General features: G+C 71.1%; 14 protein-coding genes. 8 read left to right on the top strand and 6 right to left on the bottom strand.

Annotated features, from left to right (window positions below; genetic code table 11):
* The first annotated feature begins 343 nt into the window (after positions 1–343).
* Entirely contained in the window at positions 344–799 is a 456-nt protein-coding gene (locus ACFPCY_RS15405; protein ID WP_378255613.1) for a rhodanese-like domain-containing protein, read from the top strand.
* A gap of 966 nt (positions 800–1,765) precedes the next feature.
* Entirely contained in the window at positions 1,766–3,640 is a 1,875-nt protein-coding gene (locus tag ACFPCY_RS15400; RefSeq protein WP_378255611.1) for a DEAD/DEAH box helicase, read from the top strand.
* Between the two features lie 150 nt (positions 3,641–3,790).
* Here the strand turns inward: ACFPCY_RS15400 and erm are convergent, their stop codons facing one another.
* The 3 genes from erm to ACFPCY_RS15385 form a co-directional block, all read right to left on the bottom strand.
* Entirely contained in the window at positions 3,791–4,639 is an 849-nt protein-coding gene (gene erm / locus ACFPCY_RS15395) for a 23S ribosomal RNA methyltransferase Erm (RefSeq protein WP_378255609.1), read from the bottom strand.
* A gap of 416 nt (positions 4,640–5,055) precedes the next feature.
* Entirely contained in the window at positions 5,056–5,868 is an 813-nt protein-coding gene (locus ACFPCY_RS15390) for an acyltransferase (protein WP_378255607.1), read from the bottom strand.
* Positions 5,869–6,091: 223 nt separating this feature from the next.
* Positions 6,092–6,559, bottom strand: coding sequence for a hypothetical protein (locus tag ACFPCY_RS15385; protein ID WP_378255605.1), 468 nt, complete (start codon positions 6,557–6,559; stop codon positions 6,092–6,094).
* 176 nt (positions 6,560–6,735) lie between these two features.
* On the opposite strand from ACFPCY_RS15385, the gene ACFPCY_RS15380 reads away from it, so the two are divergent.
* Complete coding sequence (locus tag ACFPCY_RS15380) at positions 6,736–7,269, top strand: peptidylprolyl isomerase (protein WP_378255603.1); 534 nt, start codon at positions 6,736–6,738, stop codon at positions 7,267–7,269.
* 110 nt (positions 7,270–7,379) lie between these two features.
* Positions 7,380–8,288, top strand: a complete 909-nt coding sequence (locus ACFPCY_RS15375; protein ID WP_378255601.1) for a rhomboid family intramembrane serine protease — start codon at positions 7,380–7,382, stop codon at positions 8,286–8,288.
* 264 nt (positions 8,289–8,552) lie between these two features.
* Here ACFPCY_RS15375 and ACFPCY_RS15370 read toward each other — a convergent pair whose 3' ends face one another.
* Positions 8,553–8,810 carry a cell division protein CrgA gene (locus ACFPCY_RS15370; protein ID WP_378255599.1) on the bottom strand — a complete coding sequence of 86 codons (258 nt, stop codon included), beginning with the start codon at positions 8,808–8,810 and terminating at the stop codon, positions 8,553–8,555.
* 78 nt (positions 8,811–8,888) lie between these two features.
* Between ACFPCY_RS15370 and ACFPCY_RS15365 the strand changes: the two genes are divergently transcribed.
* The 3 genes from ACFPCY_RS15365 to ACFPCY_RS15355 are packed head-to-tail and all read left to right on the top strand — an operon-like array spanning position 8,889 to position 10,537.
* Positions 8,889–9,656, top strand: coding sequence for a DUF881 domain-containing protein (locus ACFPCY_RS15365; protein WP_378255598.1), 768 nt, complete (start codon positions 8,889–8,891; stop codon positions 9,654–9,656).
* 32 nt (positions 9,657–9,688) lie between these two features.
* Positions 9,689–10,327, top strand: coding sequence for a class E sortase (locus ACFPCY_RS15360; RefSeq protein WP_378255596.1), 639 nt, complete (start codon positions 9,689–9,691; stop codon positions 10,325–10,327).
* Positions 10,328–10,339: 12 nt separating this feature from the next.
* The gene (locus ACFPCY_RS15355; RefSeq protein WP_378255594.1) at positions 10,340–10,537 is read left to right on the top strand and encodes a hypothetical protein; all 198 of its coding nucleotides are present in this window, start codon (positions 10,340–10,342) and stop codon (positions 10,535–10,537) included.
* Positions 10,538–10,749: 212 nt separating this feature from the next.
* On the opposite strand, the gene ACFPCY_RS15350 is transcribed toward ACFPCY_RS15355, so the two are convergent.
* Positions 10,750–11,169, bottom strand: a complete 420-nt coding sequence (locus ACFPCY_RS15350; protein WP_378255592.1) for a hypothetical protein — start codon at positions 11,167–11,169, stop codon at positions 10,750–10,752.
* 102 nt (positions 11,170–11,271) lie between these two features.
* On the opposite strand from ACFPCY_RS15350, the gene ACFPCY_RS15345 reads away from it, so the two are divergent.
* A complete protein-coding gene (locus tag ACFPCY_RS15345; RefSeq protein ID WP_378255590.1) occupies positions 11,272–11,853 on the top strand; it encodes an anthranilate synthase component II in 582 nt (193 codons plus the stop codon).
* 300 nt (positions 11,854–12,153) lie between these two features.
* Here the strand turns inward: ACFPCY_RS15345 and pknB are convergent, their stop codons facing one another.
* Positions 12,154–13,974 (bottom strand): Stk1 family PASTA domain-containing Ser/Thr kinase, encoded by a 1,821-nt coding sequence (gene pknB, locus ACFPCY_RS15340; protein WP_378255588.1) that lies wholly within the window; start codon positions 13,972–13,974, stop codon positions 12,154–12,156.
* Positions 13,975–14,136: the final 162 nt, after the last annotated feature.

Here is a 14,136-nt window from a genome sequence, read left to right as displayed (position 1 = left end):
GCAGAACATCTACATGTCAGCAGCTCACGAGCCCCCTCTCGCACTCTCGTCTCCAACCCTCGAAGCCCTCGCCACGGTCCCCACCACTCTCACCACGTCCGCCCGTCCCCAGCCAAGCGCCGCCCCACCGCCGCCCTGGCCCCACCCTCTCCGTGGGGCCCACCTACTGATCAAGCCTTGACTCACGCCAGCCCAGGCCCACGCCAGCCCGAGCTGCCGCGGCAGCCCAAGCCCGAGCCAGCCCGGGCCCACGCCAGCCCGGGCCCGCGCCAGCCCAGGCCCGAGCCAGCTCACTCAGCGGTGTAGTCGGCGCATTTCGACCTTTGTAAAACCCACGAAGGAGATGACCTTGAGCACCACCGAGATTCAGACCGAGAACGCTGCTGCGCAGTTCTTCGCTGCACGGCTGGCCTTCGAGACCGACCCTTCGGACCTGTTCGCCCAGATGCAGGACGGGACGGAGCAGATCGTCGTGGTGGACTCGCGGGCTCGTGAGGCATGGGACATGGGGCACGTCGCGGGGGCCGTGCACCTTCCCCGTCCGGAGATCGCCGCCCGTCACGAAGAGGTGCTCGATCGGGACGCGCTCGTGGTCGTTTACTGCTGGGGACCCGGCTGCAACGGCGGTGCGAAGTCCGCGCTGGAGCTCGCCCGGCTCGGGTACCGGGTCAAGGAGATGATCGGCGGGTTCGAGTACTGGGCCCGCGAGGGGTACCCGGTCGAGACCGCCGCCGGTGTCAGCCGTCGTTCTCCTGACCCGTTGACCGCTCCGGTCGTCGGCATCACCTGTGCCTGCTGACCCTGGCCCCGCGCTGACCGTGCTTCGCGCTGACCCTGGCCCGCAATCGCCCCGATCCGTCCTGACCGTGTTACGCGCTGACCCCTAGTCCGCGGGGATCCTGGCCTTGCCCTGAGCCTGGTCCCGCGCTGAGCCTGGCGCCGCCCTGGGCGTGGCGCCGCGCTCAGCTTGGGTCTGCCCGTGAGCCAGGGCGGAGCTGCACGCGAGCTTGGCCCCGGCCTTGAACCCGGGCTTGCGGCCGAGCCTGCGCCTGAGCTTCGGTCTGATCCTCCGTATCGCCTCCTTTCGAGGACGGAGCGAAAAGGTCGCCTCTTCGCCTGAAGTGGTGCATGGAAGCCGCGGGCCGGTCGGAGCGTCGGATGAATCCGGCGGAATCGGCGCTCCGAGGGCCGCGACCTGCGCCCCGTGTCCGTCTACCCCCTAGAGCGGACGCGGGGCACAGGCGCGGCGATCGACGTGGCCGCCGGCACGCTCACCTGCCGGAACGACAGGCTCGGCGCCGGGCCACCCGTCCATCGTCGCCGCCGCCCCGACGCACCGCCAGCCGACGGCCGTTCTGTGGATAACTTCGCGTGATGTATCGTGTGCTTCTTGTATGAGTGTCGGCACGGCTACAGCAGCGGACTGTCCCAACGGTCCGGCGGCCGTCCGGCCCCTCCAAGGCTTCCTAATTCGGTCGAGGCCGACCCTCGGCACCACCGCCCCGCGAGGACGAGGACGGCATCGCGATCTTCCTGCGCACATCCGCACAGACCCGGACGAAGTGGCGCGTGTGGCGAGAGTGTCCGTTCAGGATGGGCATAAGCAGGGGGCCCCTCGACGTTAGGATGAACAAATCACTCTTATGACGCCCGCCCGAACAGTGGCGGCGTCACGACTGGCTCGTCCTTGCAGCGCACGAATCACGGCCGCCTCCCCGGCCTCTGTGGTGCCTCCCGAGACGCGCCCCCTCTCGGAAGGTATTGCGTGACCGACGTTTCTGCTGCCCATGCCCCGTCCACCCCTGCGGAGGACATCGCGGACACCGCGAGGGTCGAGGCACAACCCGGCTTCGCCGAGCTCGGCCTGCCGGAGCCGCTCGTCGCGGCGCTCGCCCGCCAGGGCATCGAGTCGCCGTTCCCCATCCAGGCCGCCGCGATCCCGGACGTCATGGCCGGACGCGACGTCCTCGGCCGCGGCAAGACGGGCTCGGGCAAGACCCTGGCCTTCGGCCTGCCGATGCTCGCGCGCCTGGAGGGCCGCCGCGCCGAGGCGCGCCGTCCGCTCGGGCTCATCCTCGTGCCCACGCGCGAACTCGCCCAGCAGGTCGTGACCAACCTGGAGCCCCTCGGGCGCTCCCTCGGCCTGCACTTCAAGACCGTCATCGGCCAGACGTCGATGTTCAAGCAGATCGACGCGCTGCGCCGCGGCGTGGAGATCATCGTCGCCACCCCGGGCCGCCTCAAGGACCTGATGCGCCAGGGCGCCGCCGACCTGTCCGACCTCGAGATGGTCGTGCTGGACGAGGCGGACCACATGGCCGACATGGGCTTCCTGCCGGACGTCACCGACATCCTGGACGAGGCCCGTCCGGGCGGGCAGCGCCTGCTGTTCTCCGCCACCCTGGACAACGACGTGGACGTCCTCGTCCGGCGCTACCTGAACGACCCGGTGACCCACGCGATCGGGCCGGTGGACGAGTCCGTCGACACGATGGACCACCACCTCCTCCTGGTCGCGCCCAAGGAGAAGGCGGCCATCACCGCCGAGATCGCCAACCGTGAGGGACGGACGATCCTGTTCGCCCGCACCAAGCACGGCGTGGACCGGCTCGCCAAGCAGCTCACCCAGGCCGGTGTGCGCGCGGCGGGCCTGCACGGCGGCAAGTCCCAGGGCCTCCGCACGCGCACGATCGCCGAGTTCCACGAGGGCACGTTCGACGTCCTCGTGGCCACGGACGTCGCCGCGCGCGGCATCCACGTCGACGGCATCACCCTCGTCATGCACGTGGACCCGCCGGCCGACCACAAGGACTACATGCACCGTGCCGGACGCACCGCGCGCGCGGGCGAGAAGGGCACCGTCGTCACGCTCGTCCTGCCGCACCAGGTGCGCTCGACTTCGGCGATGACCCGTCGCGCGGGCATCGAAGCGCCCAAGCACCGCGTCACGTCCGGCGACGACCAGCTGGTCCGTCTCACGGGCGCGCGCGAGCCGTCCGGTGTGCCGATCGAGGGGCCGGTCATCCCCGAGCGTCCGCGTCGTGAGGCGGGCGGCCGGGGCCGACGGGGCCGCTACAACGGCGGCCAGCGCCGCTTCCGCGAGGACGGCGGACGTCGTGGCTACGAGCGCGAGGGTCGTTCCGAGGGCTCCTACCGCCGCGACGGTGATTTCGGTGGCGAGCGCCGTGGCGGAGGCCAGGACAACGGAAATCGCGGTGACCGCGAGTTCAACGGCGATCGCCGTAAGGACCGTGGCTTCGACGGTAACCGCCGTAGCAACGAGTCTCGTGGCGACGGATTCCGCCGCAACGACGACCGTGGCGAGCGCGGGTTCGGCGAGGGCCGACGCGACAATGGCCCCCGCGAGGACCGTGGTTTCCGGGACGACCGCCGTGAAGGCGGCTACCGGGGTGACCGTCCGCACGGCGGCGACCACCGCGACCGGAACTTCGAGGGTGATCGCCGAGGCGGTAGCTTCTCGGGCGACCGCCGTGAGGGCGGCCGGGGCTCGCGCGGCGAGCACGGCTTCTCCGGCGACCGCCGGGGCGGTGGGCCGCGCGGAACGGGCCGTCACAGCGGCTCCTACGGTGGTCCCCGTCGCGAGGGCAGCGCCGACCGCCGCCGCGCGCGCTTCAACTGAGTCTCACCCGCTCACCAGAGCAGCCTGGACGGGCCGCTGACACCGATCGGTGTCAGCGGCCCGTCCGCTTTTGTGAGGCCGATGCACGAGTTATCCACAGAGCGGCGTTCGGTTTTCGATGGCCGAGGCCGGCGCCGAGGATGGATCCCGTCAGTCGTCGTGGAGCGGCACCCGCCGGCTCCGGAACGGACGGGAGGTGATCAAGGCATGGAGCTCGGCCCACTGGTCGGCGGTGAGATCGCGGGGCAGTGCCGTCGCGAGGTGCGGCCGTCCGTCCAGCCACTGGATGATCTCTGACCTCGTCGCGGCGGGCACGGCCCGGGTGAGGATCTGGCGGAGTCCTCGTCCCTTCCCCGTGAAGACCCGGTGCACGAACGCCTGGTAGGACGCGCGCTGCTCGATCCGGACGAGCGGACGGTCCCGCCGGTCGATCGTCATCAGGCCGCCGTCCACGTCCGGACGAGGCGTGAACGCGGCGGCCGGAACGCGCTGGACGAGCGAGAACTCATACCACGGCCACCACTGGGCGGTCATCAGCGTCGCGCCCCCAACCGCCGCCCGCCGCCGCGCGACCTCCCACTGCACCAGAAGGACGGCGCTCGTCCAGCCGTCCGCATGCAGGATCCGGCGCAGCACGGAGGTCGTGAGGTGGAACGGCAGGTTGCCGACCAGCACGCACGGCCCGTCCGGCAGGCGGTACCGCAGGAAGTCGCCGCGCACGACCTCGGTGGCGGAAGCGGCCAGGCGCTTGAGTCTGAAGGCGTGCCGTCGATCGATCTCGACGGCGGTCAACGGGCGGCCGAGCCGCTCCAGGGGAAGGGTGAGCGCCCCATCACCCGCCCCGAACTCGAGAATCGGCCCGTCCGTACGGGACACGAGATCAACGAAGGAGGCGATGACACGACGATCGGTGAGGAAGTTCTGGCCGTGCTCGTGACGGCCGGCGCCATGAGTGCGCAAGAAAGGAGCTCCGGGCTTCGCAGGCGACCCGGGCAGCATGAGACGCCGCCCAGCTTGTCCAGTCGGTGCTGAAGCGGCGGAAAACCCGAAGAGGTCGAACCGCCGCTACCGGCGGCGAGTCCTCATGTACGCGGCAGCGGCCGCGAACGCGCAACACATGGAGCCGAGGCTATTCATCCCCGCCTCCCGTCCACAAAGCATTTATCGCCCACGTCACGCACCAGCGAAGGCGTCCCCAGGCCGCCCCGTCCAATCGCGGTTGCAATAGTGGCAACCGTCGCGGCCGCTCTTCCAACGGTGTGCGGCCCCTCAAGCCTTGCCGCTCAGGGCTCGTGCACGCAGGGAGCGCTTGGCAAGGGGGGATTGGGGGCGGCGGGCGCCGTCCTTGGAGGTCGAGAGCGGGGCCTTGTGGGGGTTGGGCTTTGGTGGGGTCGGCTGGGGGGCTTGCGTGTGGGCTAGCTGGCCTCTTCGTGGGCCGGGTCGGGAGCGGGAGCAGGAGCGGACTTGCGGAGTTTGTCCTGGAGGAGTTGGAGGCCCTCCATGCCGTCGACGGAGAGGGCGGCCAGCTCGTCCAGCGAGATGAGGGGCTGGTTGCGGAGAGGAGGTTGCCAGCCTTTCTCGGGGGTGTGGCTGCGGAGGATCTTGGCGGGGACGCCGCCGATCACGGAGTGGTCGGGGAACTCGCCGCGGACCACGGCGCCGCCCGCGACGGCGACGTTCCGGCCGAGGCGGGTGCCGGGGAGGATGATCGCCCCGGTGCCGATCCAGCAGCCGGAGCCGATGACGACCGGGTTGTTCTCCGGCCATTGGCGGCCGACGGGCATGTCGAGGTCGGCGTAGGTGTGGTTCTGGTCCGTGATGTAGACGTTCGGGCCGGTGAAGACGTCGTCGCCGATCTCGATCGACTGGTGGCCGACGATGTGGGTGCCGCGGCCCAGGGAGCAACTGCCGCCGATCTTCACGATGACGTCCGGGCCCAGGTCGAGGCCGGGGACGAAGCCGGCGGAGATCGTCACGTGGGTGCCGACCAGGGTGTGGTCGCCGATGGAGATCCACGGCTCGCCGTAGATCGCGCCGACCGGGAAGCCGATGCACACGCCCTCGCCGAGGTAGGCGAAGCGGCGGCGGCCCGGAGTCTCGGGCGTGATCTCACCGTGCCGTTGGATCCACTCCCAGCCGCGTTGCACGGCCGTGTGCATGCCCTGGCGGGCTTTGCGCTTGAGGAGCCCGGCGAGCTGCTGCCCAAGTGGACGCGGAGTCGGCGACATGGCGCCACGGTACCGGTTGGTAGCTATGCCCGGTCCGTTAACCCCGCATAGCAGGCGAACGTGATTCGGTCGAAGGCGCGGCGGGCGGACGCGGCGGGCGGACGCGCGTTGGTGAGGGGGCGTCTTGTCGCGTCGGGGGGTGGGGCAAGCCGGCTGGGGCCGAGGGTAGAAGGAGGACCCGCCGGTGGGCGGGTCCTCTTCCTGGTGGTCGGCGTGTGCCGGGTCAGTTGGTCTTGGACGGGACCTGGTCGATCTGGGAGTCGGCCGGTTCGGAGCTCGACTCGTCCGTCATCAACTGGGCCGTCTGGGCGGCGTTGCGGCGGGTGAGGACGACGCCGGCCAGACCGGCGGCCGTCACTCCCGCGAGCATGGCCACCATCGCGCCACGTCCTCGCCGACGCGGACGGGGCGGCTCGAGGCGGTGGGCCGTGTCGGTGAGCATGCCGCTCACCCTGGGGCCCAGGTCAGACTCCACATACCTGGCTGCTTGCGCCAACCGTGGGGCGCTCCAGCCCCGGGCGGCCAGCACACGCTCGGCGGCCATGTCGCGGCTCTGCCGCGCCGCCGGGCCGATCCGCTCCGCCGCCACCGACGCGTTGTCGCGGCAGGCCGAGAGGCCCTGGCGGAACGCGACCTGCGCACGGTCGAGCCGCGTGGTGACCTCCTGGCGCGGCTTCCGGCGGATACTCATCTTTAGGGACACGCTAACCTCCCTGTTTGCGAGGTCCTGTCAGGCAGCCTTCCCCTGCAGCGGGAGGTAAACCCTGGGAGAGTGATCAAGCAATGACCCAGGGTAGGCAGGAACGCGGCCAGGACACGTGCCGTGACCAGCTCAGACGCAAGCATCTCGACGAGGAGGCGGCCCGCGTGGCTGAGGAAACCTTTGCGACGCTGAACACCAACAAGGGCAAGATCGTAATCCAGCTGTACCCGGACAAGGCGCCGAAGACGGTGGCCAACTTCGTCGGCCTGGCCGAGGGGTCCAAGCCGTGGCGGCACCCCGCGACGGGCGAGGACAAGACCGGTACCTCCCTCTACGCCGGGACGATCTTCCACCGGGTGATCGACGGCTTCATGATCCAGGGCGGCGACCCGCTCGGACGCGGCACCGGCGGCCCCGGCTACGAGTTCGAGGACGAGTTCCACCCCGACCTCAAGTTCGACCGGCCGTACCTGCTGGCCATGGCGAACGCCGGACCGGGCACCAACGGCTCGCAGTTCTTCATCACCACCAACGTGGAGCACACCCGGCACCTGACCGGGCGGCACACGATCTTCGGCAAGGTGATCGAGGGCACCGGCGTGGTGGACGAGATCTCCAAGGTCCCGACCGGCCAGATGGACCGGCCGAAGGACGATGTCGTCATCGAGTCGGTGACGATCGAGCGGCGCCAGTCGTAAGACTAGGTAGGGGAGACGGTCCCGGTCCGGGCGGAACGGGACCGTCCCCAGACCGACCGGTCCGCGCGCGGGCCGGCCCGCCGCAGCCCAGGTCCCACGGAGCCGCCACGATGAGCACCGACCCGCAACGCGCCCCCGAGCCGCCGGTCCCCACCTGCTACCGGCACCCGGGCAGGGAGGCCCATCTCCGCTGCAACCGGTGCGACCGGCACATCTGCCCCGACTGCATGCGGGACGCGGCGGTCGGCCACCAGTGCCCGGACTGCGTCGCGGGCGGGAACCGGACGGTCCGCAGGCCCCGCGCGGCCGTGCTGTCCCGGCGGCCGTCCGACCAGCCCGTGATCACCTACGCGCTGATCGCGGTGTGCGTGCTCGCCTACATCGGCGAGATCGCCTCGAAGCGGGTCGTCCCGGACCTGATGATGCTCGGCGCCTGGACCCGCCCGGACGGCACGCTCACCGCCGGCGTCCTGGACGGCGAGTGGTACCGGCTGGTCACCTCCATGTTCCTGCACCAGGAGCCGAGCGGCGGGAGCTTCGGGTTCGCGCACATCCTGCTGAACATGTGGGCGCTGTACGTGCTGGGGCCGCCGCTGGAGATGGCGCTGGGCCGCGCCCGGTTCCTCTCGCTGTACCTCCTGGCCGGTCTGGGCGGGAACGTCCTGCTGCTGCTCGTCGCGCCCTACACCGGCGCGGTCGGCGCGTCCGGTGCGATCTTCGGCCTGTTCGGGGCGTTCTTCGTGGTCGCGCGCCGCAGCGGCGCGCCCACCGGCCCCATCCTGTTCCTGCTGGCCATCAACCTGATCTTCACGTTCTCGGTGAGCGGCATCTCCTGGGAGGGGCACGTCGGCGGTCTCGTGACCGGCCTGGCCGTGGCCTTCGTGTACGCCTACGCCCCGGCCGTCCGCCGGCGCTGGCTGCACATCGCGGCCCCCGCCGCCGTCCTCGCGCTCTTCGTCGCGCTCATCGTGATCAAGGCCGCCACCTTCACCGCCGACGTCACCAACGGCCTCACCTGAGCCCACGCCCCGCACCCCGCACCCCGCACCCCGCACGCCGCGCGACTCGTTCGCGCGGCTCCCGAGCCGTCCATGGCCTGGAACGGCTCATCCTGAGTCGCGCGCGAGAGAGGCCATAAACAGTTTTCGGGCATGCGTACGGGCCGCGTCTCCTGAGGCGGATCGCGGCCGACAGGCGGCTGGGGATGGGGATGGGGGACGAGCGATTGTCCCCAGCCTGTGGAAAACTTTCGTGGATTCAGGCGCGGCGGAACCGGGTAAGGGTCAGCGCCACTTGGTGGAGAGGCCGACTCCCAGGATGATCGCCACGAAGCCGATCAGCAGGTTCCAGCTCTTCAGATCGCTCATCAGGGGCACGTCGACGCCGGTGGCGGCGGTGACGTAGTAGACGGCGATCCAGGCCAGGCCGACCAGCCAGAGCGCCACCATCGTGGGCGCGAGCCAGCGGGGGCTGACCTCGGGCGCCTTGGACTTCTGCGGCGGCGTGTAGACGGCCTTCTTGCGCACTTTGGACTTGGCCACGGTGGGTTCTGTCTCCTCGGGCGGTCGGCCGGAGCACCGGTCCGCGCATGGGTGGATTGTCGGTTAGCGTAGTCGCTGGTGAGCAGCGTACGGCGTCGAGCGTGGGGAAGCATCATCCCAGCTCTCACGGTTCTGGCGGGAGCCCTGTTCGCGGCGAGCGCGAGCACGGCCCGCGGCACCGACCTGCGCGACACCGGACGGACCCGGATCACCGAGCTCATCACCGCCGAGCAGCGCCGCACGCTGGGCGAACGCGCCCGCTACGACCGGCTGCGCCGCGAGGTGGACGGGCTGTCCCGCGCCGCCGGACGCGCCGACGCGCGCGTCCACCAGGCCCAGGCGGACGCCGACAGGCTCGCCGCGCTCGCCGGGATGACGCCCGTGGGAGGGGACGCCGTCCGGGTCATCCTGGACGACGCGCCGCGCGGTTCGTCCCCCGCCGGGGCGGGCCCGGACGACCTGGTCGTCCACCAGGCGGACGTGCAGGCCGTCGTGAACGCCCTGTGGGCGGGCGGCGCGCGGGGCATGCAAATTATGGACCAACGCGTCATCGGGACCAGCGCCGTCCGGTGCGTGGGCAATACGCTGATCCTGCAGGGGGTGGTGTACTCGCCGCCGTTCCGGATCACGGCCGTCGGCGACCCGGACCGGCTCCGCGCCGCGCTGGACGCCTCCCCCGCGATCACGGTGTACCGGCGGTACGTGCGCGCGTACGGCCTCGGCTGGTCCGTGCGGACGGTCCGGCGGGTCACGCTGCCCGCCTACACCGGGAACGTGGCGATGAAGCACGCCACGGTGCCGCCGGACGCCGGCGACGACACGGCCGGAGGCGGGCCTCCGGGCTGACGCTGCCCGGCGGAGCGGGAAGGAGCAGGGCGGTGCGGGTGCTGATCCGCGGCCTGGGGGAGCTGTGCATCACCGCGGGTCTGGTGCTGCTGCTGTTCGTGACCTACGAGCTGTGGGGGACGGGCCGCTACACGCACGAGCAGCAGGACAGGCTCGGCAAGGAGATGATGCGCTCCTGGGCGTCCGGGCCGTCCGCCGGGCAGGTAACGACCGAGCGGGTGAAGCTGGGCAAGGGCCTGGCGATGATCCGGATTCCGAAGTTCGGGAAGTCCTACCACTACGTGGTGATCGAGGGCGTGTCGCTGGCGGACCTGCGCAAGGGCCCCGGCCACTACCCCGGCACGCAGCTGCCCGGCGAGGTCGGCAACTTCGTCGTCTCCGGCCACCGGACGACCTACTCCGCGCCGTTCAACCGCATCGGCGAGCTGAAGCCGGGCGACGAGATCGACGTCGACACCCGGGACGGCAAGTACGTCTACAAGGTCACCACCCGGCGCGTCGTGGACCCGACGGACGTCCAGGTCACCGCGCCGGTGCCGTTCCATCCGGGGCAGCGGCCCAGCAAGCGGATGATCACGCTCACCACCTGCCACCCGATGTACTCGGCGGCCGAGCGCCTGATCGTCTTCGGCGAGCTGGCCGCCCAGTACCCCCGTGTCACCGGAAAGTAGGAGGACCAGGGCATGTACGCGCTGATCTGGCGGCTGCTCCCCGGCGAGCGGCCGGTGAAGATCGCGATCGCCGCCGGGCTCGTCCTCGTGGTCGCCGCCATCCTCTGGTACGCGGTGTTCCCGTGGGTCGAGCCGAAGATCCAGTTCGACCACGGCGTGATGAACGGCGATCCGGCCACCACCCCCGCGGCCACGCCGTCCGGCCGCTGAGCCCGCCCCCGTCCGAGCGGCGGGCGAGGACGCCGGCGCCGGGACGCGCAAGAAGCCGCGCCCCGGCCGGAAGGTGGGCGGAAACCCAGCGAAAGCGGCGCCAGAGGCCCGGCCGGAAGGCGGGCGGAAGCCCAGCGAAAGCGGCGCCAGAGGCCCGGCCGGACGGCGGCGGAAGCCCAACGGAAGCGCCCCGGCCGGACGGCGGTGAGGGGTCAGCGGAGGCGGTGCCAGGGGCCCGGCCGGTAGACACCGTGGCGGTCGATGGTGCCGCCGCGCGCGAACATCCAGTCCGCGCCCAGGCTGACCAGGGTCGAGCAGACCGCCGAGCCGACGCCGTGGTGGTTCACGGCGTTCACGTAGATGGTCGTCGGCGTGCCGGGCTCCTTCAGCGCGACGGTCATCCGGACGGCGCGTCCGTCCGGGCGGATGTCCCGCGCGCACACCTTGAGCTTCAGGTACTCGTGGCCCATGCCGTGCGGCGGCCCCCAGTAGCCGTAGCCGGAGAGCCCGCGGACGTCGTCGTACCGGAACGCGCCGTACCCGGACACGCCGGATACGGCCGACACGCCGGACGCACCGCCGACGCCGGAGAGGACGAGCGGTACGCCTGAGAGGAGCGCGAGAAACTGCATCGAGAGCCTTTCCATCTCGGAGGGGTGCCGAGAGATTACGCTCCGCTTACGAGGTAGCGCCGTCGTTCGTCGTCTTGTGGGGATTGCGGCGAGAATGGAGAGGTGCGTGTTCTCGTCGTGGACAACCACGACAGTTTCGTCTTCACGATCGTCCAGTACCTGCGCGAGCTGGGCGCGGACTGCCGGGTCGCCGAACGCGAGGACGTCTCCCCCGCGGACGCCCGCGACGTCGACGGCGTCCTCATCAGTCCTGGCCCCGGCCATCCGGCGGACGCCGGCGTCAGCCTCGACCTCGTCTGGGACGCCGTGCGGCGCGGCACCCCGCTGCTCGGCGTCTGCCTGGGACATCAGGTGATCGGGCATGTCTTCGGCGCGACGATCGACCGGGCGCCCCGGGTCGTCCACGGGGAGACCAGCCCGATCGAGCATGACGGCGCGGGCGTGTTCGCGGGGCTGCCGAGCCCGTTCACGGCGACGCGCTACCACTCGCTGGCCGTCCGTCCGGAGACCGTGCCGCCGGACGAGCTGGACGTGACCGCCAGGACTCCGGACGGCGTCGTGATGGGCCTACGGCACCGGACGGCCCCGGTGGAGGGCGTTCAGTTCCACCCCGAATCGGTGCTGTCCGCATGCGGCCACCGCCTGCTCCGGAACTGGCTCGCGAGCTGCGAAGAGGCCGGTTGACCGGCACGCGGGCGGTATGAGGAGAAAATTCTGAGTGACGTATGTAACGCCGATACCTCCGGGTACGAAGACCATAGCGAGAGGGCTTCCGCCATTGCCCCCGAGTGGCGGAGGCCCTCTTCCATGCCCGGGCGCTTCCAAGCTCAGCCCGGTCCGTGCTCAGCCCGGTCCGCGCTCAGCCCCGTTCCAAGCCCAGCCTCGGGCAAGCCCGGCCCCCAGGGCTTCAGGCTTTGAACTCCAGAGACGCGACGAAGGCCCGGCTACTCCAAGGGGAGAGGCCGGGCCTTCGTCATCGAGAGGTCACTGCTGGGGCTGGTCGCCCGTCGGGTGGTTCGGGTCCGGCGGGCCGGTGGTCGGCGGGGGCTGCTGCTGCTTGGGCGTCACGATGATCGTCACCGACGATCCGGACGGCAGCTTCGTGCCCGGTGCCGGGCTGACGTTCCACACCGAGCCCGGCGGGATCGTGGCGTCCGGCGACGGCTGCTCCTGGACGACGCAGGTCAGGTGCAGCGCCCGGAGCCGCTTGCACGCCACGTCCTTCGGCAGGCGCTGGAGGTTCGGCACCGCGACGTCCTGCGGGCCGGTGGAGATGTACAGGGTGACCTGCGAGTTCGGGGCGACCTGCTCCCCGGCCTTCGGGTCGGTCTTCACGGCCATGCCCTGCTGGACGTCGGTGGACGGGATCCGCTGGATGTCCACCTTGAAGCCGCGGCCTTCCAGCGTCTGCTTGGCGTCGCCCTCCGGCTGGCTGCTGACGTCCGGGACCTCGACCTTCTTCGGCGGCTCCGGCCCCCGGGACACGAAGAGGGTGACCGTCGCGCCCTTCTTCAGCGTCGTGCCCTCGACCGGGTCGGTCTTGATGACCTTCCCCTTGTCGACGTCGTTGCTGTACTCCTTCTTGGCGTCCGGGGCGACGGTGAAGCCCTGGTCCTGGAGGGCCTTGGTGGCGTCCTGCACGCTCATGTTGGCGACGGTCGCGACCTTGACCTCGTCCTTGCCGCCGCCCGGCGCGAGGAGGTAGCCGACCAGCGCCGCGACGCCGAGCACGGCCACCACGGCGCCGATCCAGGCGGCCGCCTTGCCGCCGCGTCCGCCGCCGCGCCCGTGGTCGCGGTCGTAGTCGCCGTCCTGCCGGTAGTCGCCGTACTGGACGGGCGGGAGGTCGTAGTTGTCCGGCCGCTGCACCTGCGTGGCGCCCATGACCTGGGTGTGCTGCGGCTGCTGGACGGCCGTCGGCGCGGCGCCCATCATCATCGTGGACGCGGCGGTCGACGACACCGGCTGCCCGTGCAGGGCCCGCTGGATCTCCTGCCGGAACTCCCCCGCGTTCTGGTACCGGTTCGCCGGGTCCTTCGCCATCGCCTTCAGGACGATCGCGTCCGCCCACTGCGGGATGTCCGGATCGATCTGCGACGGCGGCGTCGGCTCCTCCCGGACGTGCTGGTAGGCGATCGCGACCGGGGAGTCGCCGGTGAACGGCGGCCGTCCGGTCAGCAGCTCGTACAGCACGCAGCCGGTCGAGTAGATGTCGCTGCGGGCGTCCACCCGCTCGCCCCGCGCCTGCTCGGGCGACAGGTACTGCGCGGTGCCGATGACCTGGGCGGTCTGGGTCATCGTGGACGCCGAGTCGGCCATGGCGCGGGCGATGCCGAAGTCCATGACCTTGACCTCGTGCTGCCGGGTCAGCATCACGTTGGCCGGTTTGATGTCGCGGTGGACGATGCCGCCGCGGTGACTGTAGTCCAGGGCGAGCAGGATGCCGTCGACGATCTCCAGCGCCTTCTGCGGCAGCAGCGCCCGGTTCTCGCGCAGCAGGTCGCGCAGGGTGAACCCGTCCACGTACTCCATGACGATGTACGGGATCTGGGTGTCGCCGATGGTGTCCTCGCCGGTGTCGTACACGGCGATCACCGACGGGTGGTTCAGGGAGGCCGCGGACTGCGCCTCGCGCCGGAAGCGGGCCTGGAAGGTGGGATCGCGGGCCAGGTCCGACCGCAGGGTCTTGACCGCGACGACCCGGTCGAGCCGCAGGTCACGGGCGCGGTAGACCTCGGCCATCCCGCCGCGCCCGATCACGGACTCCAGCTCGTAGCGGCCGCCGAGCAGCCGAGGTTGACTCATCTGTGCACATTCCCTCGTACGTCGTCACCCTGTCCTCCGAACCTAGCCGCCCGCCGCGCGGACGCGGCGGAGCCCGGCTCGGAGTTGACGGAGTCGTGGCGCGTCCGGGCCCGGCCGAGGCGGACCTCGCCCGGGGGGAGCACCGCGCTCCGGCCGGGGCGC

It is taken from the genome of Actinomadura gamaensis (assembly GCF_042652125.1).
GTDB lineage: Bacteria > Actinomycetota > Actinomycetes > Streptosporangiales > Streptosporangiaceae > Spirillospora > Spirillospora gamaensis.
This window is presented reverse-complemented; position numbering and strand designations above follow the sequence as displayed.